Annotated in this window: 17 protein-coding genes and 4 tRNA genes; 6 read left to right on the forward strand and 15 right to left on the reverse strand. The window is 58.9% G+C overall.

Annotated elements, in window-relative coordinates; all coding sequences use genetic code 11:
* Nucleotides 1-189: 189 nt before the first annotated feature.
* The 8 genes from MMG91_RS21895 to rnr all read right to left on the reverse strand — a co-directional run bounded on the left by MMG91_RS21895 (nt 190) and on the right by rnr (nt 9,935).
* Nucleotides 190-2,493 carry a YgiQ family radical SAM protein gene (locus MMG91_RS21895; RefSeq protein ID WP_305447973.1) on the reverse strand — a complete coding sequence of 768 codons (2,304 nt, stop codon included), beginning with the start codon at nt 2,491-2,493 and terminating at the stop codon, nt 190-192.
* A 149-nt stretch (nt 2,494-2,642) separates the two neighbouring features.
* Nucleotides 2,643-4,037, reverse strand: coding sequence for a replicative DNA helicase (dnaB, locus tag MMG91_RS21900; RefSeq protein WP_008068885.1), 1,395 nt, complete (start codon nt 4,035-4,037; stop codon nt 2,643-2,645).
* A 120-nt stretch (nt 4,038-4,157) separates the two neighbouring features.
* Nucleotides 4,158-4,604, reverse strand: coding sequence for a 50S ribosomal protein L9 (gene rplI, locus MMG91_RS21905; RefSeq protein ID WP_003197251.1), 447 nt, complete (start codon nt 4,602-4,604; stop codon nt 4,158-4,160).
* A gap of 19 nt (nt 4,605-4,623) precedes the next feature.
* On the reverse strand, nt 4,624-5,517 hold the full coding sequence (locus MMG91_RS21910; RefSeq protein WP_305447972.1) for a hypothetical protein: 894 nt from the start codon (nt 5,515-5,517) through the stop codon (nt 4,624-4,626).
* 36 nt (nt 5,518-5,553) lie between these two features.
* Nucleotides 5,554-5,784 (reverse strand): 30S ribosomal protein S18, encoded by a 231-nt coding sequence (rpsR, locus tag MMG91_RS21915; protein ID WP_002551829.1) that lies wholly within the window; start codon nt 5,782-5,784, stop codon nt 5,554-5,556.
* A 28-nt stretch (nt 5,785-5,812) separates the two neighbouring features.
* Complete coding sequence (gene rpsF, locus MMG91_RS21920) at nt 5,813-6,235, reverse strand: 30S ribosomal protein S6 (RefSeq protein ID WP_007902678.1); 423 nt, start codon at nt 6,233-6,235, stop codon at nt 5,813-5,815.
* A 308-nt stretch (nt 6,236-6,543) separates the two neighbouring features.
* The gene (rlmB, locus tag MMG91_RS21925) at nt 6,544-7,308 is read right to left on the reverse strand and encodes a 23S rRNA (guanosine(2251)-2'-O)-methyltransferase RlmB (protein WP_305447971.1); all 765 of its coding nucleotides are present in this window, start codon (nt 7,306-7,308) and stop codon (nt 6,544-6,546) included.
* Nucleotides 7,305-9,935: a ribonuclease R gene (gene rnr / locus MMG91_RS21930; protein WP_310660675.1), complete on the reverse strand. Its 2,631-nt coding sequence runs from the start codon at nt 9,933-9,935 to the stop codon at nt 7,305-7,307. Before rnr ends, rlmB begins: the two co-directional genes overlap by 4 nt.
* 226 nt (nt 9,936-10,161) lie before the next feature.
* Between rnr and MMG91_RS21935 the strand changes: the two genes are divergently transcribed.
* The 6 genes from MMG91_RS21935 (at nt 10,162) to MMG91_RS21960 (ending at nt 13,940) form a co-directional block, all read left to right on the forward strand.
* Nucleotides 10,162-10,248 (forward strand) — tRNA-Leu (locus MMG91_RS21935).
* A gap of 164 nt (nt 10,249-10,412) precedes the next feature.
* Nucleotides 10,413-10,499, forward strand: a tRNA-Leu gene (locus MMG91_RS21940).
* A 164-nt stretch (nt 10,500-10,663) separates the two neighbouring features.
* A tRNA-Leu gene (locus MMG91_RS21945) sits at nt 10,664-10,750 on the forward strand.
* Nucleotides 10,751-10,914: 164 nt separating this feature from the next.
* A tRNA-Leu gene (locus tag MMG91_RS21950) sits at nt 10,915-11,001 on the forward strand.
* A gap of 363 nt (nt 11,002-11,364) precedes the next feature.
* Nucleotides 11,365-12,375 (forward strand): iron ABC transporter substrate-binding protein, encoded by a 1,011-nt coding sequence (locus tag MMG91_RS21955; RefSeq protein ID WP_310660676.1) that lies wholly within the window; start codon nt 11,365-11,367, stop codon nt 12,373-12,375.
* Nucleotides 12,375-13,940: an iron ABC transporter permease gene (locus MMG91_RS21960; protein WP_310660677.1), complete on the forward strand. Its 1,566-nt coding sequence runs from the start codon at nt 12,375-12,377 to the stop codon at nt 13,938-13,940. The genes MMG91_RS21955 and MMG91_RS21960 overlap by 1 nt, the downstream gene beginning before the upstream one ends.
* Nucleotides 13,941-14,171: 231 nt before the next feature.
* On the opposite strand, the gene MMG91_RS21965 is transcribed toward MMG91_RS21960, so the two are convergent.
* The 7 genes from MMG91_RS21965 to hfq form a co-directional block, all read right to left on the reverse strand.
* Nucleotides 14,172-16,106, reverse strand: a complete 1,935-nt coding sequence (locus tag MMG91_RS21965) for a methyl-accepting chemotaxis protein (RefSeq protein ID WP_305447967.1) — start codon at nt 16,104-16,106, stop codon at nt 14,172-14,174.
* A gap of 149 nt (nt 16,107-16,255) precedes the next feature.
* Nucleotides 16,256-17,548: an adenylosuccinate synthase gene (locus MMG91_RS21970; protein WP_201189510.1), complete on the reverse strand. Its 1,293-nt coding sequence runs from the start codon at nt 17,546-17,548 to the stop codon at nt 16,256-16,258.
* Between the two features lie 54 nt (nt 17,549-17,602).
* Nucleotides 17,603-18,790 (reverse strand): ATP phosphoribosyltransferase regulatory subunit, encoded by a 1,188-nt coding sequence (locus MMG91_RS21975; RefSeq protein ID WP_007902665.1) that lies wholly within the window; start codon nt 18,788-18,790, stop codon nt 17,603-17,605.
* A 317-nt stretch (nt 18,791-19,107) separates the two neighbouring features.
* Nucleotides 19,108-19,977 (reverse strand): protease modulator HflC, encoded by an 870-nt coding sequence (hflC, locus tag MMG91_RS21980; protein ID WP_052965949.1) that lies wholly within the window; start codon nt 19,975-19,977, stop codon nt 19,108-19,110.
* Nucleotides 19,977-21,146 carry an FtsH protease activity modulator HflK gene (hflK, locus tag MMG91_RS21985; RefSeq protein WP_310660678.1) on the reverse strand — a complete coding sequence of 390 codons (1,170 nt, stop codon included), beginning with the start codon at nt 21,144-21,146 and terminating at the stop codon, nt 19,977-19,979. The genes hflC and hflK overlap by 1 nt, the downstream gene beginning before the upstream one ends.
* Before the next feature lie 96 nt (nt 21,147-21,242).
* Nucleotides 21,243-22,544, reverse strand: a complete 1,302-nt coding sequence (gene hflX / locus MMG91_RS21990; RefSeq protein WP_008009827.1) for a ribosome rescue GTPase HflX — start codon at nt 22,542-22,544, stop codon at nt 21,243-21,245.
* 12 nt (nt 22,545-22,556) lie between these two features.
* The gene (gene hfq / locus MMG91_RS21995) at nt 22,557-22,817 is read right to left on the reverse strand and encodes an RNA chaperone Hfq (RefSeq protein ID WP_030128332.1); all 261 of its coding nucleotides are present in this window, start codon (nt 22,815-22,817) and stop codon (nt 22,557-22,559) included.
* Between the last annotated feature and the right edge of the window lie 77 nt (nt 22,818-22,894).

Here is a 22,894-nt window from a genome sequence, read left to right on the forward strand (position 1 = left end):
GTGAGATCTTTATTGCCTGTGCTGCCGTCATCGCGGGCAAGCCCGGCTCCCACAGGGTTTGGCGTCGTACAGGGAAATCGGTTTCCCGGGCGCCATTGAAGTGCGCGTCACCTTAGCAAACAGGCCCCACACTCGCTAGAAAACAAAACGCCAGCACTGAGGCTGGCGTTTTGCGATTTGGCGCGCAGATTAACGCGGCACGACTGGCTTGCGGGCCGGTTTGGGTCCCTTGCCTTTAGCCGCGTCCTTGCGCTCCTTGGCCGCCTGCTGGTTGCGGGCAAACGCCGCAGCCTTGGCCTGTTCACGCTTGTCCCACGGGTTGCCGCCATCGCTGGCGCGCGGTGGCAGACCGGTGTGCTGAGTCAGGATTTTGGTGGTCTTTTCCCCTGCCACTTTGTGGCTGCCGGCCGGTGTCGAGTTCTTGCGACGGGCGCTCTGGTAGCTGTCGGTCGCCGGTTGATGCAACGGGATCAACTGGTTCTTGCCCGGCCCGATCAGGTCGGCACGGCCCATGCGGGTCAGCGCTTCACGCAGCATCGGCCAGCCTTTCGGGTCGTGGTAACGCAAGAACGCCTTGTGCAGGCGGCGCTGCTCTTCGCTCTTGACGATGGTCACGGCGTCGCTCTTGTAGGTGACCTTACGCAATGGGTTCTTGCCCGAGTGGTACATCGCGGTGGCGGTGGCCATCGGCGACGGGTAGAACGCCTGCACCTGGTCGGCACGGAAACCGTTGCCCTTGAGCCACAGGGCCAGGTTCATCATGTCTTCATCGGTGGTGCCCGGGTGAGCGGCGATGAAGTACGGAATCAGGTACTGCTCTTTCCCGGCTTCCTTGGAGTATTTCTCGAACATGCGCTTGAATTTGTCATAGCTGCCGATGCCCGGTTTCATCATCTGGTTGAGCGGACCTTCCTCGGTGTGTTCCGGGGCGATCTTCAGGTAACCACCGACGTGGTGGGTCACCAGCTCCTTGACGTATTCCGGCGACTCGACCGCGAGGTCGTAACGCAGGCCAGACGCGATCAGGATCTTCTTCACACCCGGCAAGGCACGGGCGCTGCGATAGAGCTGGATCAGCGACGAATGATCGGTGTTCAAGTTCGGGCAGATGCCGGGGAACACGCACGATGGCTTGCGGCACGCGGATTCGATTTCCGGGGTCTTGCAGGCGATGCGGTACATGTTCGCAGTCGGGCCGCCGAGGTCGGAAATGACGCCGGTGAAACCCGGAACCTTGTCGCGGATCTCTTCGATTTCGCGAATGATCGACTCTTCGGAACGGTTCTGGATGATCCGCCCTTCGTGCTCGGTGATCGAGCAGAAGGTGCAGCCACCGAAGCAGCCACGCATGATGTTCACCGAGAAGCGGATCATGTCGTAGGCAGGAATCTTTTCCTTGCCGTACGCCGGGTGCGGAACCCGTGCGTAAGGCATGCCGAACACGTAGTCCATTTCTTCGGTGGTCATCGGAATCGGAGGCGGGTTGAACCAGACGTCCACTTCGCCATGCTTCTGCACCAGCGCACGGGCGTTGCCCGGGTTGGTTTCCAGGTGAAGCACGCGGTTGGCGTGAGCATAGAGCACCGCATCGCCACGGACTTTCTCGACCGATGGCAGACGAATCACAGTTTTGTCACGCGTCATCTTCGGGCTGGCGAGGATCTGCACAACCTTGGCTTCGCTTGGGTCTTCAACCGGGCCTTTTTCCTGCTCGATTGCGCAAGCTTGAGTGTCCTGGGTGTTCACGTACGGGTTGATGATCTTGTCGATCTTGCCCGGACGGTCGATGCGCGTGGAATCGACTTCGTACCAGTCTTTCGGCGTGTCGCGGCGGATGAACGCGGTACCGCGCACGTCGGTGATGTCTTCGATCTTGTGACCGTAGGACAGACGCTGGGCGACTTCGACGATCGCACGCTCGGCGTTGCCGTAGAGCAGGATATCGGCGCAGGCGTCGATCAGGATCGAGTTGCGCACCCGGTCCTGCCAGTAGTCATAGTGGGCGATTCGGCGCAGGGAAGCTTCAATGCCACCGAGCACGATCGGCACGTTCTTGTAGGCTTCCTTACAACGCTGGCTGTAAACCAGGCTCGCGCGGTCCGGACGTTTGCCCGCCAGGCCACCGGGGGTGTAGGCGTCGTCGGAACGGATTTTCTTGTCGGCGGTGTAGCGGTTGATCATCGAGTCCATGTTGCCGGCCGCGACGCCGAAAAACAGGTTCGGCTCGCCGAGCTTCATGAAGTCGTCTTTGGACTGCCAGTTCGGCTGCGCAATGATCCCGACGCGGAAGCCCTGGGCCTCCAGCAGCCGGCCGATGATCGCCATGCCGAACGATGGGTGATCGACGTAGGCATCACCGGTGACGATGATGATGTCGCAGGAATCCCAGCCAAGCTGATCCATCTCCTCCCTGCTCATCGGCAGGAATGGCGCTGGCCCGAAACATTCGGCCCAGTACTTGGGATAGTCAAATAACGGCTTGGCTGCTTGCATGTCGATAACCGGTGTTGGCTTTCATTGAATTTCGCGGGCGCGGAATATAGCACAAAATTTGATCAATTCCGACGGCTATGGTCGGAAATTGGTGTCGGGGCGCTTCGCGGGCAAGCCTCGCGAAGAGGCCCGACCAGACAACGAATAACTTACTCGTCGTCGAAGTTGTAGCTACCCGGCGCCAGGTTTTCGAAACGGGTGTATTTACCGATGAACGCCAGTCGTGACGTGCCGATCGGGCCGTTCCGCTGTTTGCCGATGATGATCTCGGCGATGCCTTTATGTTCGGTTTCCGGGTGGTACACCTCATCCCGGTACACGAACATGATCACGTCAGCATCCTGCTCGATCGCTCCAGATTCCCGCAAGTCAGAGTTGATCGGGCGCTTGTTCGGTCGTTGCTCCAGAGAACGGTTGAGCTGGGACAGCGCCACGACCGGGCAGTTGAATTCCTTGGCGAGGGCTTTCAAGGAACGGGAGATCTCGGAAATCTCGTTGGTCCGGTTGTCGCCGCCGGAACCTGGAATCTGCATCAGCTGCAGGTAGTCGATCATGATCAGGGCGATATCGCCGTGTTCACGCACCAGACGCCGGGTCCGCGCGCGCATCTCCGACGGGCTGATACCGGCCGTGTCGTCGATGAACAGCTTGCGATCGTTCAGCAGGTTGACCGCCGAGGTCAGGCGCGGCCAATCGTCATCGTCCAGGCGACCGGCCCGGACCTTGGTCTGGTCGATACGCCCAAGGGACGAAAGCATACGCATGATCAGCGATTCGCCTGGCATCTCCAGCGAGTAAACCAGTACGCACTTGTCGCTGCGCAATACGGCGTTTTCCACCAGGTTCATCGCAAAGGTGGTTTTACCCATGGACGGACGGCCGGCGACGATGATCAGGTCGGCAGGCTGCAAGCCGCTGGTCTTCTCGTCGAGGTCGGTGTAACCGGTGGACAGGCCAGTGATGGCGTTGTCGGTGTTGAACAAGGTGTCGATGCGGTCGATAGCCTTGGTCAGCAGATCATTCACGCTCACCGGGCCACCGGTTTTTGGCCGGGCCTCGGCGATCTGGAAGATCTGCCGCTCAGCTTCGTCGAGAATCTCTTCAGCCGTGCGGCCTTCCGGGTTAAAGGCGCTGTCGGCAATTTCGGTGGCGATGCCAATCAACTGCCGCAACGTCGCCCGCGCACGAACGATTTGCGCATAGGCCTTAATGTTGGCGACGGACGGCGTGTTTTTCGCCAGTTCACCGAGGTAACCGAGGCCACCGACTTGCGAGGTCTGACCTTCCTTGTCCAATTGCTCGGCAAGGGTCACGACGTCGATCGGGGAGTTCTGGTCCGCCAGCTTGGCGATGGCCCGGAAGATCAGGCGGTGGTCATGCCGATAGAAATCGCCGTCGGAGACTTGATCGAGCACGCGTTCCCAGGCGTTGTTGTCCAGCATCAGACCACCGAGCACGGCCTGTTCGGCCTCGATGGAATGCGGCGGCACCTTCAGGGCAGCGGTTTGCAGATCATATTGCTCGGGAGCGGAGATATCGTTCATGGCCACTTGGTTTATTTAGGGAAATCAGGAACTGCAGAAAGACAAAGGGCACGACCTGTAAACAGGATCGTGCCCGATGTTACCGGCAAGCACCCGAGGGTGCCAGCCGACAAGTGCTGCTTAAGCTGCTACCACGACAACGCGTACGGTGGCTTCAACTTCGGCGTGCAGGTGCACGGCTACGTCGAATTCGCCTACGTTGCGGATGGTGCCGTTCGGCAGACGAACTTCGCTTTTTGCAACTTCAACGCCAGAGGCGGTCAGTGCATCAGCGATGTCGTGGGTGCCGATCGAACCGAACAGCTTGCCTTCGTCACCAGCGGTGGCAGTGATAGTCACTTCCAGCTCAGCCAGTTGGGCGGCACGGCTTTCAGCCGAAGTTTTACGGTCTGCTGCGGCTTTTTCCAGCTCAGCGCGACGCTCTTCGAACGCAGCCAGGTTGGCAGCGGTCGCAGCGGTAGCTTTGCCGTAAGGCAGCAGGTAGTTACGACCGTAACCAGCCTTAACGTTCACTTTGTCACCCAGGTTGCCCAGGTTGGTGACTTTTTCCAGAAGGATCAGTTGCATGTGAAAATCCTCTTAACTTTTAACCTTCACCGTTCGCGTTATCGGCATCTTTCGGTGCCGAACGACCGCGAAAATCAATCAGGCTGTCGACGATGGCCAAGACCACCAGCAACGGATAGATCAGTTGCATGAACAGCAACAGCGTGACGTACAACCCCACCAACCAGAATTTGGCCAGTCGCTTTTGCGCCACCAGCCCGTGAATCAGGGCCAGCCCGGCGAACACCAACGGTACACTGCACAACGGCGTCAACATGGCCATCTGCGAGCCTAAATTAGGCCCCAGAAGCATTAACGCCAGCAGCAACATCGCCGGTCCCAGCGGGATTCGGATGGCGCGAAACTCGCGACCAAAACCACCCGGGTTGTACAACAACGCCTGCCAGTAGCGCCCGACAATCAGGCTCAGCACACTGACGATTTGCAACAAAGCCGCAATCAGGCCGGTCAGGACCGGTGCAATCAGGGACGCGAAACGCGCTTGCTCGTCTACCGACAATTGCTGGTAGACATCACCGAGTAGCGACGGCATGACTTTTATCAAAGCCTGCGCCAGCATCTCGATCTGGGGCGCAAAAGCCGCCCCCAGCACCACTGAAAACACCAACCCCATCGCTATGCTGACCAGCAGCACGCGGTTCCAGGACTCGCTTGCGCGCAAAACCAACGCAAGGCTCGAAGACCCCAGCAGCACCAGAAGTGCCCGTGGGTCATCGGAGTAAAGCCACCAGATCAACGCCGGCAGCAGTCCCAGAGCAAGAACGCCCAAGGCGTCCTTCAATCCGCGCCGCAGGAGCACAAGGCATCCTGCGGCAGCACCCAACCAATACAACAACGGCAACGTTGCACATCCGGCCACTACCAGAGTGGCCTGCATACGGCCGCGCATGATGAACTCAGCTAAGGCGCGCATGCATTCAATCCTTTGCTACGTGTCGACTGCCCGGTCTCAGCGGCCGTGGCTGTCGGTGTAGGCCAGCAGGGCCAGGAAGCGGGCGCGCTTGATAGCGGTGGCCAGCTGACGCTGATAACGTGCTTTGGTACCGGTGATGCGGCTTGGAACGATTTTGCCGGTCTCGGATACGTAAGCTTTCAGAGTGTTGAGATCTTTGTAATCGATCTCTTTCACGTCTTCAGCGGTGAAGCGGCAGAATTTACGACGACGGAAGAAACGTGCCATGTAATAGGCTCCTCAAAAGGTCCGTGGATTACTCGTCAGCGTTATCGCTGGCGTCGCTGTCATCACCATCAACGCCTTCAGCGTCGGAGTGCTCAGGACGGTCGCGACGCTCACGGCGCTCACTGCGGTTTTCTTCAGCCTTGAGCATCTCGGATTGGCCGGTAACGGCTTCTTCGCGACGGATGACCAGGTTACGGATCACTGCATCGTTGTAGCGGAAGTTGTCTTCCAGCTCGGCCAGGGCCTTGCCAGTGCACTCAACGTTCAGCATCACGTAGTGAGCCTTGTGAACATTGTTGATTGCGTAGGCCAGTTGACGACGGCCCCAATCTTCCAGACGGTGGATTTTGCCGCCGTCTTCTTCGATCAGCTTGGTGTAACGCTCAACCATGCCGCCGACTTGCTCGCTTTGATCCGGGTGGACCAAAAAGATGATTTCGTAATGACGCATGAATGCTCCTTACGGGTTGTAGCCTGCCGCTCAAAAGCGGTCAGACAAGGAGTGAATGACACTTATGGACTTGCTTGCGATAGACACATGCGTGCCTGCCGTCACAGCAAGGGGCGCAATTGTAGAGAAGGGACAAGAGAGGCGCAAGGCAATTGGTGATTATTTGAACAACCCCCAATCTTCGCCCAGACACAAAACCACTGTGGGAGCGAGCCTGCTCGCGATGGGGTACAACACCCAACATTTATGCTGAATGTAATTCCGCTATCGCGAGCAGGCTCGCTCCCACAGGGATTACAACCGGATCATTACTTTTTGGCGGTCCCGGCAGCTTTGACGCCGCGCTGGCGCAGGGCCTCGAACAGGCAAACGCCAGTCGCTACCGAAACGTTGAGACTGCTGACACTGCCCGCCATTGGCAGACGCACCAGGTAGTCGCAAAGATCGCGAGTCAGGCGGCGCATGCCGCTGCCCTCCGCGCCCATGATCAGGATGGTCGGGCCGGTCAGGTCTTGCTGATACAGCTCCTGCTCAGCCTCGCCCGCCGTACCGACGACCCACAAGCCACGCTGTTTGAGTTTTTCCAGGGTGCGCGCCAGGTTGGTCACGGCCACCAACGGAATTACTTCCGCCGCGCCACAGGCGACTTTACGCACCGTCGGGGTCAGGGTGGCTGACTTGTCCTTTGGCACGATCACCGCCAGCGCGCCGGCCGCATCGGCCGAACGCAGGCAAGCGCCAAGGTTGTGCGGATCGGTCACGCCGTCGAGCACCAGCAACAGCGGTGCGCCTTCAGTGCGATCGAGTAATTCGTCGAGCATCGCTTCGCCCCAGACCTGACTCGGACTCACGTCCGCGACCACGCCCTGGTGCACGCCTTCTACCCACGCATCCAGCTCACGACGCTCAGCCTGACCGACCGCTACGCGATTTTCGGCAGCGAGTGCGATCAGCGTCTGCACCCGCGGATCACTGCGGCCTTCAGCCAGCCAGATCTGCTTGACGCGTTTTGGGTGATGACGCAGCAACGCTTCTACAGCGTGCACGCCATAGATTTTTTCCAACTGACTCATGACTTGGCCTTAGGTTTACGCGCCCCGCCGCTTCTGGCGGCTGGAGCGGAACCCGCTTTTGGCGGGCCTTTACGGTGTTTGCTCGGTTTTGCTGGCTTGCCGCCGGGGGCCTTGTCAGGCGCCGACCGCCCGGTCTTTCCCCCAGACGCCGCTTTACCGCCGCTTTTCGCTTCAGACAGCAACGCCTGTTTCAGTTCACGGCTTTTGCGCAACTCGGCATTTTTTGCCGCTGCATCGCTCGGACGATAGGCTTCGACAGCCTTTTCCTTGGCAGGACGACGACCGGTTTTAGCCGGTGCCGACTCCACAGCTGTTTTGGCGGCCGGAGCAGCGGTTTCAATTCCACGTTTTTTGCGACCAATCGGCGCGCTGATGGTTTTTTCAGCCATCTCGAAGTCGATCTTGCGCTCGTCGAGGTCGACGCGCATGACGCGCACTTCAACGGTATCGCCAAGGCGGAAGCTGCGACCGGTACGCTCACCGGCGAGGCGGTGGTGTACAGGATCGAAGTGGTAGTAATCACCCGGCAGCGCAGTGACGTGCACCAGACCTTCGACGTAGATATCGGTCAGCTCGACGAACAGGCCGAAACCGGTCACGGCAGTGATCACACCCGGGAACGATTCGCCCACGCGGTCTTTCATGAACTCGCACTTGAGCCAGTTCACCACGTCGCGGGTCGCTTCGTCGGCACGGCGTTCGCTCATCGAGCACTGCTCGCCGAGTTGCTCCAGGATCACTTCGTCGTACGGGTAGATGCGCGCTTTGGGAATGATCATCGCGCCGGCACGGCGAACGTGCGGGGTGTCCATTTTCGAATGGATGACGCTGCGGATCGCCCGGTGCGTGAGCAAGTCCGGGTAGCGACGAATCGGTGAAGTGAAGTGGGTATAGGCTTCGTAATTCAGGCCGAAGTGGCCCTGATTATCAGCGCTGTACACCGCCTGGCTCAACGAACGCAGCATGACGGTCTGGATCAGATGGAAATCCGGACGGTCCTTGATGCTTGCCAGCAAAGCCTGGTAATCCTTCGGCGACGGACCGTCCTTGCCTTTGTGCAGGGACAGGCCGAGCTCACCAAGGAAGGCGCGCAGTTTTTCCAGACGCTCCGGTGGCGGACCATCGTGGACGCGGTACAACGCAGGGATTTCGTGCTTTTTCAGGAATTCGGCGGTGGCCACGTTGGCCGCCAGCATGCATTCCTCGATCAGCTTGTGGGCGTCGTTGCGAACGGTCGGACGGATTTCGGCAATTTTGCGCTCGGAACCGAAGATGATACGGGTTTCCTGCGTTTCGAAATCGATCGCGCCGCGCACGTGACGGGCCGCCAGCAGAACCTTGTACAGCGCATACAGCTGCTTGAGGTGCGGCAGGACGTCGGTGTATTCACCACGAAGCTGACGCGCTTCGGTGGCTTTCGGCGTCTCCAGCATGGCGCTGACCTTGTTGTAGGTCAGGCGAGCGTGGGAGTGAATCACCGCTTCGTAGAAGCAGTAGTCGGTCATCTCGCCGGATTTGGAGATAGTCATCTCGCAGACCATGGCCAGACGATCGACGTGCGGGTTCAGCGAGCACAGGCCGTTGGACAATTGCTCAGGCAGCATCGGCACGACACGCTCGGGGAAGTACACCGAGTTGCCACGCACCTGGGATTCGTTATCCAGCGCTGAACCGATTTTCACGTAGCTGGAAACGTCGGCGATCGCCACGTACAACTTCCAGCCACCGGAGAACAGGCGCAGTTTGCCCGGCTTGGCTTCGCAGTAGACCGCGTCATCGAAGTCCCGTGCATCTTCGCCATCGATAGTCACGAACGGCAGATGGCGCAGGTCGATGCGCTTCTCTTTGTCCTTCTCTTCGACTTCCGGCTTGAGCTTGGCGGCTTCTTTGAGCACCGCTTCTGGCCAGACGTGAGGAATATCGTAGGTGCGCAGGGCGACATCGATTTCCATGCCCGGCGCCATGTAGTTACCCACGACTTCGACCACGTCGCCTTGCGGCTGGAAGCGTGGCGTCGGCCAGTGAGTGATCTTCACTTCGACGAACTGACCGATCTGGGCGTTGGCGTTGCGGCCCGGAGTCACCAGCACTTCTTGCTGGATCTTCGGATTGTCCGCGACCACAAAACCGATACCGCCCTCTTCGAAGTAACGACCGACGATGGTCTCGTGGGCACGGGACACCACTTCAACGATCATGCCTTCGCGGCGACCGCGACGGTCGAGGCCGGAAACACGGGCCAGGGCGCGGTCGCCGTCGAACACCAGGCGCATTTGCGCCGGGCTCATGAACAGGTCGTCACTGCCGTCGTCCGGGACCAGGAAGCCGAAGCCGTCACGGTGACCGCTGATGCGACCCAGGATCAGGTCGAGCTTGTCCACCGGCGCATAAGTGCCGCGACGGGTATAGATGAGTTGAGCGTCGCGCTCCATGGCGCGCAGACGGCGACGCAGGGCTTCGATCTGGTCTTCTGTGGTCAGACCAAACTCTTCGACCAGTTGCTCGCGGTTAGCAGGCGAACCTCGATCAGCAAGGTGCTGAAGGATCAGTTCGCGGCTAGGAATAGGGTTTTCATATTTTTCCGCTTCACGAGCGGCCTCGGGATCGAGGGACTGCCAATCGGCCATTAGAGAGTTTTCACCTTGTCTATATGCGGGTTAGTTTGGCATAGGCGTAATGAAACGGGAAATTTCAGGCTATGACAGCCCATCTAAAGCCCTTTATCGACATCGCAAAGCTGATTTGAATACCACTGGAGAAATTTTCCAGGTTTTTTCGATGTCGGGGGTTTACAGTTAAAAAGACGCTCCGTATAGTGCGCGCCATCGACGACGCACACGCGCTGCCGATACTGCCCAGATGGTGAAATTGGTAGACACGCCAGCTTCAGGTGCTGGTGACCGCAAGGTCGTGGAAGTTCGAGTCTTCTTCTGGGCACCAATTTCGAGCTTGAGATTAGAACAATTTCAAGGCTCACACAAAACCCGCGAAAGCGGGTTTTTGCATTTCAGGCTTCTGGTTTATTAAAATTAAATCAGGGGTTTACAGATCAAAATGCTCTCCGTATAGTGCGCCACATCAACAGCGGCAACGCTTGCGATTATGCCCAGATGGTGAAATTGGTAGACACGCCAGCTTCAGGTGCTGGTGACCGCAAGGTCGTGGAAGTTCGAGTCTTCTTCTGGGCACCAATTCAGAGCTTGAGATTAGAACAATTTCAAGGCTCACACAAAACCCGCGAAAGCGGGTTTTTGCATTTCAGGCTTCTGGTTTATTAAAATTAAATCAGGGGTTTACAGATCAAAATGCTCTCCGTATAGTGCGCCACATCAACAGCGGCAACGCTTGCGATTATGCCCAGATGGTGAAATTGGTAGACACGCCAGCTTCAGGTGCTGGTGACCGCAAGGTCGTGGAAGTTCGAGTCTTCTTCTGGGCACCAATTCAGAGCTTGAGATTAGAACAATTTCAAGGCTCACACAAAACCCGCGAAAGCGGGTTTTTGCATTTCAGGCTTCTGGTTTATTAAAATTAAATCAGGGGTTTACAGATCAAAATGCTCTCCGTATAGTGCGCCACATCAACAGCGGCAACGCTTGCGATTATGCCCAGATGGTGAAATTGGTAGACACGCCAGCTTCAGGTGCTGGTGACCGCAAGGTCGTGGAAGTTCGAGTCTTCTTCTGGGCACCAATTCAAATTCAAGGTCACAATCTTGAATTTCACAGAAACCCGCGAAAGCGGGTTTTTGCGTTTCTGGCTTTAAAAAAAACGAGAGCCATTCCCACACCACAAACTCATGAGTCCCGTAGCAGCTGGCGAAGCCTGCGTTCGGCTGCGAAGCAGTCGCAAAACCTGAGTACATGGTCTTCCTGAAACACCGCATCGCCTGAACTCACGACTGCTTCGCAGCCGAACGCAGGCTTCGCCAGCTGCTACAAGAGCCCGCGCCAGCCATCTAGCAACACCATGCCAGCCCTGCAAAACGCACATGAGAAACAATATCGTTTATCATTGTTACAAGTTTTTGCAATGCGACAGTGAGGAACCCTGCGAATGATGCTTCGAAATACCCTGCGCCGCGGCCTGACCATCACCCTGCTCGGCCTGACACTCGCCACTCCCCTCACCCAAGCCGCCGATCCGTTTTCCCTGACTCTCTATAACGGCCAACACAAGGAAGTCGGCGACGCCGTCGCCAAAGCCTTCGAAGCCAAGACCGGGATTCACGTCAACGTGCGCAAGGGCAGCAGCAACCAGCTCGCCAGCCAGATCGTCGAAGAAGGTGATCGCTCCCCCGCCGACGTGATCTACACCGAAGAATCCCCACCGCTGAACAAACTCGGCGAACAAGGCCTGCTGGCGAAAACCGACGCCACCACCCTCGCCGTTCTGCCCAAGGACTACGTTGCCGGAAACGGCACCTGGATCGGTATCACTGCGCGGGTCCGCGTTGTTGCGTTCAATCCCAAGTTGATCGATGAAAAAGACCTGCCAAAATCGGTAATGGAATTCTCCGATCCGAAATGGCAAGGCAAGGTCGGTTTCGTTCCAACCAGTGGCGCATTCCAGGAGCAAGCCGTAGCAATCATCAAAGTGCATGGCATGGATGCTGCCGAAGAATGGCTCACCGGCCTGCGCGCTTTCGGCAAGACCTACAGCAACAACATGGTCGCACTGAAGGCTGTGGAAAACGGTGAAGTCGCGACCGTGCTGGTGAACAATTACTACTGGTTCGCCCTGCAGCGCGAAAAAGGCCAGCTCGATTCGAAACTGCATTATTTCACCGGCGGCGACGTCGGCGGGTTGATCACCGTCTCCAGCGCTGCGGTGTTGAAATCCAGCAAGCATCCAAAAGAAGCCCAGCAATTGCTCGCCTACATGGCCAGCGAAGAAGGTCAGCGCGTGATCACCCAGACCACCGCCGAATACCCGCTGCACAAAGGCATGGAATCGGATCGCGACCTCAAGCCGTTCAGCGAACTGCAAGCGCCGAAAGTCACGCCCGCCGACCTCGGCAACGCCGAAGAAGCCCTGGACCTGGAACGTGACGTTGGCTTGAACTGATGAGCGCATCGTTGTCTGCCACCGCCTTGGGCGGCGGCTACGTGCCACGGCGCAAGCGGCCTTCGATCTGGTTGTTGCTGCCGGTTTTGCTGCTGGTGGTGCTCAGTCTGTTGCCACTGGCTTATGTCGGCCTCAAGACCTGGCAAGCAGGCTGGGCCGAGGCGCTGCATCTGTTGTGGCGACCCTACGTGTTTGGCCTGCTGCGTAATACGCTGGCGCTGATGGCGGGCGTCACGCTGGCCTGCGGCGTAATCGGCCTGTCGCTCGCCTGGTTGCTGGAACGCAGCAATCTGCCGGGTCGACGGCTGTGGGGCGTGATCCTGTGCCTACCATTCGCGGTGCCGGCGTTTGTCAGCAGCTTCACCTGGGTCTCTCTGAGCGCTCACTTCGAAGGGCTGGGCGGGGCGATCCTGGTGATGACCCTGTCCAAATACCCGCTGATTTTTCTGCCGGTGGCGGCAACCCTGCGCAATCTCGATCCGTCCCTGGAGGAGTCAGCACGAACCCTGGGGCAGAATCGCTGGGGCGTATTCTTCAAAATCACCCTGCCCTTGCTCTGGCCGTCACTGCTGGCCGGTTCGCTGCTGATTGCGCTGCACATGCTGGTGGAGTTCGGCGCGCTGTCGATCATCGGCTTGCAGACTTTCACGACAGCGATCTACCAACAGTTCGAACTGGAATTCAGCAACGCTAACGCAGCGATGCTTTCGGCAGTGCTGTTGGCGCTGTGTCTAATGTTGCTATGGCTGGAGCTACGCGTGCGTGGCAAGGGCCGACATGTGCGCACCGGCCAGGGCGCGGCGCGGCATGCGGAACAGGTTCACCTGGGGCATTGGTCTGGCGCAGGACAACTTTATTGCTTGGCACTGGCGATCATCGGCAGCGGCATTCCGCTGGGGATGCTTATGTATTGGCTGGCGGCTGGTTCATCGGCAGCATTTCCGGTGGCGGCTATCAGCGAGGCGCTGTTGTCTTCCTTGGCGCTGTCGCTTGGTGGCGCAGCGCTGTGCCTCGTGCTGGCGGTACCGGTGGGGTTGCTGGTGGTGCGCCATAAAGGCCGACTGGCAATCTGGGCCGAGCGCTTGCCGTATCTGCTGCATGCGCTGCCGGGATTGGTGATCGCGCTGACCCTGGTGTATTTCGCCCTGCATTATGTGCCGGTGCTGTATCAGACCTCGGCGCTGCTGCTCATTGCTTATGCGCTGTTGTTTATGCCGCTGGCTCAAGCGCCGATTCGTATCGCGCTGAACAAGGCAGCGCCGCAACTGGAAGAGGCTGCACGCACCCTGGGAGCGTCGTCCTTCAGCGCGTTTTGTCGGGTGACGTTGCCGATAATCTTCCCAGCCTTGGGGGCAGCGTTTGCGCTGGTGTTTCTGGATGCGATGAAGGAGCTGACAGCAACGCTGTTGCTGAGTCCGACCGGGCTCAATACGTTGGCGACGGAAGTCTGGGCGCATACCGCGAATGTGGAATTTGGGGCGGCGGCGCCTTATGCGGCGTTGTTGATTGTGGTGTCAGGGTTGCCGGTGTACCTGTTAACAACCCGGATGTATTTGAGCCGCTGAGATCGCTATCGCGGGCAAGCCCGCTCCACAGGGGGAGCGGTCATATACAAAATTTGTGTACGACACAAATCCTGTGGGAGCGGGCTTGCCCGCGATGGCGTCCGCACAAACAATACAAAACTTAAGCCCTGAACTGCCCCAGACTCGCCTTCAACTGCGCCGCCAAACCATCCAGCACCTTGCCACTCGCCGTAGTCTCCACCACNGGCGTCCGCACAAACAATACAAAACTTAAGCCCTGAACTGCCCCAGACTCGCCTTCAACTGCGCCGCCAAACCATCCAGCACCTTGCCACTCGCCGTAGTCTCCACCACCGCCTGAGCAGCCTTTTCAGCCTGAGCATGAATGGTCTCAACCCGTCCACGCACTGCCTGCGCACCTTGCGCCTGATGCGCCGCGGCCTGGGTCGCCAGACCGATCGCCGCATGCACCTGCTCGACCGACGCCTGCACCGACTGCTGTAACCGCGCACTGTCGCGCAACACCAGCAAACCTTCGCTGGCCTGACGTCCGGCCTGCCCGATTGCCGCGACGGCCTCGCGCGCGCCCTGCTGCAACGCAACGATGTGCGCCTGAATGTCGCCGGTTGAGCTTTGGGTCTTGCTCGCCAGTGCCCGCACCTCATCCGCCACCACAGCAAATCCGCGACCGGTCTCGCCGGCACGCGCCGCCTCAATGGCGGCGTTCAACGCCAGCAAGTTGGTTTGTTCGGCGATCCCGTGAATCACTGTCAACACCACTTCAATCTGTTCACTCTGCTGCGCCAGGCGCTCGATGACTTTCGCGCCGGTGTCGACTTGTCCGGCCAACGCTTCGATCAGGCTGCCGACTTTCGCCGAGGTCCGAGTGTTTTCATCCGTGGCCTGGCGAATGCCCACCACCTGCTGCAAAGCGGCCTGCATGGCGTGGCTTTCAGACTGAGCTTCGTCAGCCATTTGCGACAACGCGCGCAAGCTTTCGGCCACCTCATCGCGCTGCATGCCCGCCGCTGCATCCGCACCGGCATTGCGCAAGGTCATGGCGCCGATTTCCACGCCGGTACGCTGGGCCACATCGCCCGCCTCCCGCACGATCGGCTGCAACTTATCCACAAAGCGATTGACCGCCGAGGCCATGTCGCCAATCTCATCCTGGCTATTGATCTGCACACGTTTGGTCAGATCGCCCTCACCTGCAGCCAGGTCATCCATGGCGGCGATCAGCAGCTTCAAGCGATTGACTACTCGACGACCCAGCACCACCGCCAGCAACAGCAGCACACCAAAACCCACCACCGCCAGGCCCATGCCGATGCGCCAGCGCAAAGTCCCGGCAGCTTCCTGCACGGCACCGGTGGTATTGGCTTTCATTTCAGTGGCGGTGGACTGCGCCGATTGCAGACGCCCGCGCATCGCCGTTGCGCTGTCAGCCGCTGCGCCTTTGAGGCTGTCACCCACCAGTTGATCGCTGCTGGCGATCAGCGCCGAGAAGCGCTTGTCCAGCGCCGCCAGATCGGTTTCCACGGAAGCGGTCGAGACCCCCATCAAAACCTTGCCAATCTCCACCCCATTAGGGTTGATCGAGGCTTCAAGGTAGTAGACCGACGGATCGTTCTTCGCCGCATCCAGAACTTTGTCGAGCGCCCGCTCGCCCTGGCCTTTTTCCAGAAGCGCCTTGTTGATCGGGTTCTCCCGGTTAAGGTAGCGCGTCAGGTGCTGGCCCGTGGCGTCGTCGTAGACCACGAACAACACATTGGGATTGCGCTGGGCACGGCGAGCGAATTCGGACAGGGTAGGAATGTCGCTGTCCCACATGGCGCGGGGTGCGACCGAGGCCAGAAGCTGCGCCATGTCATTGGCCGAATCCTTCAGGTCCTTCTCCAGCGTCGTACGCAGTTGTGCCTGCTCGTCCTTCAGACGCGAAGACAGCCCGGCTGTCAGGCGCTGACGGGTACTGGTAGACAGGTTATCCAGGCTCGACGTGACTTCACGCCCGGCTTGCTCAAGTTCACCAGAGAGCTTTTGGCTGTCGGCGTCCAACCGCGCCCCCAAATCAGCTTCCAGCGCAGTCACTGTGCTCCGGGTCAGAGCGACAGCGACCAGCACCTGCACCAAAAGGGCGATACCAAGGGTAACGAACACGGGCCGCAAGAGACGGCTTTGTAACAGTGAGAGAACGGCCGACACTGAAAATCCCTCTGCTTTGACGCCATCAAATTGATGGCACGTCAGAAACGATGCTTTTTCAATGTTCACAGCAAAGGTCATGCCGTTCGACAGCCATAAACGACAAAGGCCCCAATTAAGGGGCCTTCGTGTTTTACATCAAAGACTTATTAAGCGAACGGGTGACGCAGAACGATGGTTTCGTTGCGGTCCGGACCCGTCGAAATAATGTCGATCGGCGCACCGACCAACTCTTCAACGCGCTTGATGTAGTTGCGTGCAGCCTGAGGCAGCTCTTCCAGGGTCTTGGCACCGACGGTGGATTCGGTCCAGCCTGGCATTTGCTCGTACACCGGCTCCAGGCCAATGTAGCTGTCGGCGTCAGTCGGCGCGTCGATCACTGCACCGTCCTGGTTCTTGTAGCCAACGCAGATGTTGATGGTTTCCAGACCGTCCAGTACGTCCAGCTTGGTCAGGCACAGGCCCGAAATGCTGTTGACGTCGATGGCGCGACGCAGGATGACGGCGTCGAACCAGCCGCAACGACGGGCACGGCCGGTGGTAGCACCGAACTCGTGGCCACGCTTGGCCAGGAAAGCACCGACGTCGTCGAACAGCTCAGTCGGGAACGGACCCGAACCCACGCGAGTGGTGTAAGCCTTGGTGATGCCGAGGATGTAATCCAGGTACATCGGGCCAAAACCCGAACCGGTGGCGATGCCGCCCGCGGTGGTGTTGGAGCTGGTGACGTACGGGTAGGTGCCGTGGTCGATGTCCAGCAGGGAGCCTTGGGCGCCTTCGAACATGATGTCTTTGCCAGCGCGACGCAGCTCGTGCAGTTCAGCGGTGACGTCGAGCATCATCGGCTTGAGCAGCTCGGCGTATTCCATGCACTCGTCGAGTGTCTTCTGGAAGTCGATTGCTGGCTCTTTGTAGTAATTGACCAGTACGAAGTTGTGGTAGTCCAGCAACTCGCCCAGCTTGGCAGCGAAACGCTCGCGGTGGAACAGGTCACCGATGCGCAGACCGCGACGGGCAACCTTGTCTTCGTAAGCCGGGCCGATGCCGCGACCGGTAGTACCGATCTTCAGCTCGCCACGGGCCTTTTCACGGGCCTGGTCCAGCGCTACGTGGTAGGACAGGATCAGCGGGCAGGACGGGCTGATACGCAGGCGCTCGCGCACCGGTACGCCTTTCTCTTCCAGCTTGATGATTTCCCGCAGCAGGGCATCGGGTGCAACCACCACGCCGTTACCGATCAGGCACTGCACGCCTTCGCGCAGCACGCCCGAGGGGATCAGGTGCAAGACGGTTTTTTCGCCGTCGATTACCAGGGTGTGGCCAGCGTTGTGGCCACCTTGGTAGCGCACTACGGCGGCAGCATGTTCGGTCAGCAGATCAACGATCTTGCCTTTGCCCTCATCACCCCATTGGGTGCCCAGGACTACGACATTCTTACCCATAACACTTGTCCTCATTCGCGCAAACTTGGTGCCGGCGGCGGCCGGCAGGAAAACTCAAGAAGCCAGCGGCAATACTTGCCAAAGCCCGTTCTGCTGAATCAATTGCCGGTCGCAGTCCGCTTCACGGGCGGCGGCCAAAAGTTGCCCAGGCAATGCCTGAACGACACGCTGACCCTCACTGCGCAACTGGCAAACCTGCTGCCAGAGTGCTGCATCCGTACTGTCAGGCATCCAGATACCGCCAGACGGTAGCTCGATTTCAGCACGCCCCAGGGTCACCAGGGTTTTCAAATCGGTAGAGAAACCGGTCGCCGGACGGGCGCGACCGAAGTCGGCGCCAATGTCGTCGTAACGACCGCCCTGAGCAATGGACTGGCCGACACCCGGTACGAACACTGCGAACACCACACCGGTGTGGTAGTGGTAGCCGCGCAACTCGCCCAGGTCGAAATACAGCGGTAATTCCGGGAAACGCGTGGATAGACGCTCGGCAATCGCCAGCAAATCGTCCAGGGCCGCCAGCACGGGTGCCGGCGCATTGGCCAGACGCTCACGCGCTGCACTCAACACTTCACGACCACCACACAGATCGACCAGCGCTCGCAGCATGCCCGACAGATCGGCAGGCAGGCCTTCGGTCAAGGTAATGACCTCGTCGATGGCTTTACGTTGCAACGCATCGAACAACTGTTGCTCGACTTCACCGGACAAACCGGCGGCGCGGGCCAGGCCGCGGTAGATGCCGACATGACCGAGGTCCATGTGCACATCCGGCACATCGGCCAGTTGCAGCATGGCCAGCATCAGGCTGATGACTTCCACGTCGCTGCTCGGGCTGGCATCGCCGTACAACTCGGCGCCCAGTTGAATCGGGCTGCGCGAGGACGACAAGGCACGCGGCTGAGCATGCAGCACGCTACCGGCATAACACAGTCGGCTCGGGCCTTCGCGACGCAGGGTGTGCGCATCGATGCGCGCCACTTGCGGCGTGATGTCGGCACGGAATCCCATCTGCCGGCCCGACTGCGGGTCGATGACCTTGAAGGTACGCAGATCAAGGTCCGAACCCGCGCCGGTCAGCAGGGATTCCAGGTACTCGATATGGGGAGTCACGACAAACTCGTAACCCCAGCTCTGGAACAGATCCAACACCTGGCGACGCGCTACTTCGATGCGCGCAGCTTCTGGTGGCAGTACTTCTTCGATGCCATCTGGCAGCAGCCAGCGGTCTACCGTTGCCATTACGCCATTCCCCTATGATCCGGGCGACAAGCCTTTGGGCGAGCCTTGAGTGAAGCAGAAAATGATCGGCCCATGCGCACAAACCGCGCGCATGGACAACGGGGCGAAAAGCCTGAAAACCGGCTTCGCCAACCACTTTCCTCGAAAAACCTGTCGAGTCATTCAACTCGGGCGCCTGCATACAAACAGCAATCAAACGTGCAGACGCAAAAAAGCCGGGAATTTCCCGGCTGCCGCATCATACACACGTTTTCCCAAAGGATCACCCCGCCCGAGGTTTTAGCCGCCGGGCGGGGGATATTCAGGTCAACGTCGTATCAAGGCTTGGCTTTTTCCAGGTAACGGAAGAAGTCGCTGCCCGGGTCCAGGACCATGACGTCGGATTTGTTCGCGAAGCTTTCACGGTAGGCACGCAGGCTACGGTAGAACGCGTAGAACTCCTGATCCTGGCCGTATGCCTTGGAGTAGATCGCAGCAGCCTGGGCGTCACCGTCACCGCGAACCTCTTCAGATTCACGATAGGCTTCAGCCAGCAACACGCGGCGCTGACGGTCAGCGTCGGCACGGATGCCTTCAGCCAGCTCGTTACCCTTGGCGCGGTGCTCGCGAGCTTCACGCTCACGCTCGGTGCTCATACGCTCGAACACACTGCGGTTCACTTCCTTCGGCAGGTCGATGGTTTTGACCCGGACATCGACAACTTCGATGCCCAGCTCTTTTTCCGCCATCTTGTTCAGCGAATTGGTGATGTCAGCCATTAGCGCATCACGCTCACCGGACACCACTTCGTGCAGGGTGCGCTTACCGAACTGGTCACGCAGGCCCGATTCCAGACGACGGGAAAGACGCTCGTCGGCAATCTGCTTGAGGCCGGAAGTCGCGGTGTAGAAGCGCTCGGCATCTTTCACGCGCCACTTGGCGTAGGCATCGACCATTACGGCTTTCTTTTCCAGCGTCAGGAAGCGTTGTGTCGGTGCATCCAGTGTCATCAGGCGCGCGTCGAATTTGCGCACCTTGTTCACGTAAGGCACTTTCACATGCAGGCCCGGCTGAACATCGGACTGGACCACACGACCGAACTGCAGCATCACCGCGCGCTCGGTCTGAGCCACGATGTAGAAGCAGTTCCAGGCAACGATCGCCACGACGACGCCGATAATAAGGGCGATCAGCGATTTATTGCTCATCAGCGACTCTCCCTGGTACGTGTTTGCTGTTGCTGCAGATCAGCCGCCGCACGCGCATTCACTTCATTGCTGCTGGCTGCTGCGCCGGTCACCGGAGCGCCGCTGCGACCACTGTCGATCATCTTGTCCAGCGGCAAGTACAGCAGATTGTTCTGGCCTTCCTTGTTGCCGGTCACGAGAACCTTGCTGGTGTTGCTGAAGACTTCCTGCATGGTGTCCAGATACAGACGCTGGCGGGTGACTTCAGGGGCCTTGCGGTACTCGGCCACCAGTTTGGTGAAACGATCAGCCTCACCCTTGGCGCGGGAGACGGTCTCGTCGCGGTAACCGTTGGCATCCTCAAGGATGCGCTGGGCCTGACCACGGGCTTCCGGCACGACGCCGTTGGCGTAGGTTTCAGCCTGGTTGCGCGAACGCTGCTCGTCTTCACGGGCGCGGATCACGTCATCAAAGGCTTCCTGAACTTCACGCGGTGCAGCTGCGCTCTGTACGTTGACCTGGGTGACGCTGATACCGGTGCGATAAGTATCGAGGAAGCGTTGCAGACGCTCCTTGATTTCGCTGGCCATCAATTCACGACCTTCGGTCAGCACCTGATCCATGGCGGTAGAACCCACCACGTGACGCAAGGCACTGTCAGTCGCATGTTGCAAGCTGATTTCCGGCTGATCGACGTTCAGCACGAAGTCCTGCAGGTTGCTGATCTTGTACTGCACGGTCAGCGGCACTTCGACGATGTTTTCGTCTTCAGTCAGCATTTGACCCTGCTTGGTATAGGCACGCTCACGCGTGACGTTTTCCATGTACTTGCGATCGATCGGCGGGAAGTAGATGTTCAGGCCCGGGCCGACGGTTTCATAGTACTTGCCAAAGCGCAGCACTACGGCTTGCTCCTGCTCGTCGACCACATAGACCGCGCTGTACAGCCATACGGCCGCCAGCACGACCAGGCCGATGCCGAGCAGGCCGCCGAAGCCACCACTCTTGCCCGAACCGCCGCCCTCGTCACCGCGTTTTTTACCACCACCGAACAACCCGTTCAGGCTTTCCTGCAGCTTTCGGAAGGCCTCGTCGAGATCCGGTGGTCCCTTGCGGTCGCCGTTATTGCGGCGCTTGCCACCCCAAGGATCCTGATTATTCGAGTTGCCACCCGGCTCATTCCAAGCCATAGCGCTCTCCATCTGATAAAGCAAAGACGCACCCACGGCGCGCCGACCAATGCTACAGAATGCCTGTCACCGCGGCACAACCGCTTTCTCAGGCTTTTATTGCAAAGTGTGTTGCTCGATGAATTCCATCGGTTGCAGACCTTCGCGGCTCACGAGTCGATTCAATTCGATCCGTGGCAAGCGAACGGCCAGCAGGCTGATGCCTTCTTCGTCGTGTTCTTCTTTTTGCACCGCACCGAGTTCGAAAAACTGCGCACGCAGTCGAGCAAAACGCTGCGGCAAGCGCAAGGTGCCAACAAACAAATCACTGCCCAACAGCTCCGCCACAGCCTGCTTGAGCAGGTCCAGACCGGTACCGTCCTTGGCCGACAACCAGACCCGCTGCGGTTTGCCATCGGCATCGCGCTGAATCTGCGGCTCAACACCCTCGAGCAAATCGAGTTTGTTGTATACCTCAAGGATCGGCAAGTCCTGCGCCCCGATCTCCCCGAGCACCACCATGACCTGTTCAATCTGGGCCATGCGCTCAGGCTCGTGCGCATCGATCACGTGCAGCAACAGGTCGGAGTTGCTCGACTCTTCGAGCGTAGCTCGAAATGCCTCGACCAGTTTGTGCGGCAAGTGACGAATAAAGCCCACAGTGTCGGCCAGCACGATCGGACCGAGGTCGTCGAGTTCGAGTCGGCGCAAGGTCGGGTCGAGGGTAGCGAATAACTGGTCGGCGGCGAAGACGTCGGAATCGGTGACCGAGTTGAACAGCGTCGATTTGCCGGCATTGGTATAACCCACCAGTGAAACCGTCGGAATGTCAGCACGTTTGCGCCCGCGACGAGACTGCTCGCGCTGGCTGCGGACCTTTTCCAGGCGCCCCTTGATCTGCCGCAGGCGAACCCGCAACAGGCGCCGGTCGGTTTCCAGCTGGGTTTCACCCGGGCCGCGCAGACCGATACCGCCCTTCTGCCGCTCAAGGTGAGTCCAGCCACGAACCAGCCGCGTACTCATGTGTTCAAGCTGGGCCAGTTCGACCTGGAGCTTGCCTTCATGGGTGCGGGCGCGTTGGGCGAAGATATCGAGAATCAAACCCGTGCGGTCAATCACGCGACACTCGAAAATGCGTTCGAGGTTACGTTCCTGACTGGGCGTGAGGATGTGATTGAAAATCACCAGATCGACCTGTTCGGCGCTGACCAGATCGCGTAATTCTTCGACCTTGCCACTGCTAATCAGGGTTTTGGCGGTTGGCCGATGACGCGGCACGTTAAAAAACGCGACGGTCTCGGCGCCTGCCGAAATTGCCAACTCCTGAAACTCCTGCGGATCTTCGCGCGCCTCAGGGTCCTGACCATCCAAGTGAACGAGAATTGCCCGCTCACCACCACCGTGGCGCTCAAAGAACAAAGGAGACTCCTATCAGGCGTTACCTGGCTCAGCGTCACCTGTTTCGGATTCGGTTGCGCTAGGCAGACGAATTGGACGAACCGGCACCACTGTAGAGATAGCGTGTTTGTAAACCATTTGGCTAACGGTGTTTTTCAGCAGAATAACGAACTGGTCGAAAGACTCGATCGTGCCTTGCAGTTTGATCCCGTTGACCAGGTAGATGGAAACCCCCACTTTCTCTTTACGTAAAGTATTCAAGTAAGGGTCTTGTAGCGAATGCCCTTTTGACATGTGCCGCACTCCTTTAAGGATTCAATATAAAAATAGGTAAACAGATGGCTTGGGGCCGTCACACCCCCAAGGATAGA

Origin of the sequence: Pseudomonas sp. JL3 (genome assembly GCF_031570575.1) — a bacterium.
GTDB lineage: Bacteria > Pseudomonadota > Gammaproteobacteria > Pseudomonadales > Pseudomonadaceae > Aquipseudomonas > Aquipseudomonas cucumis.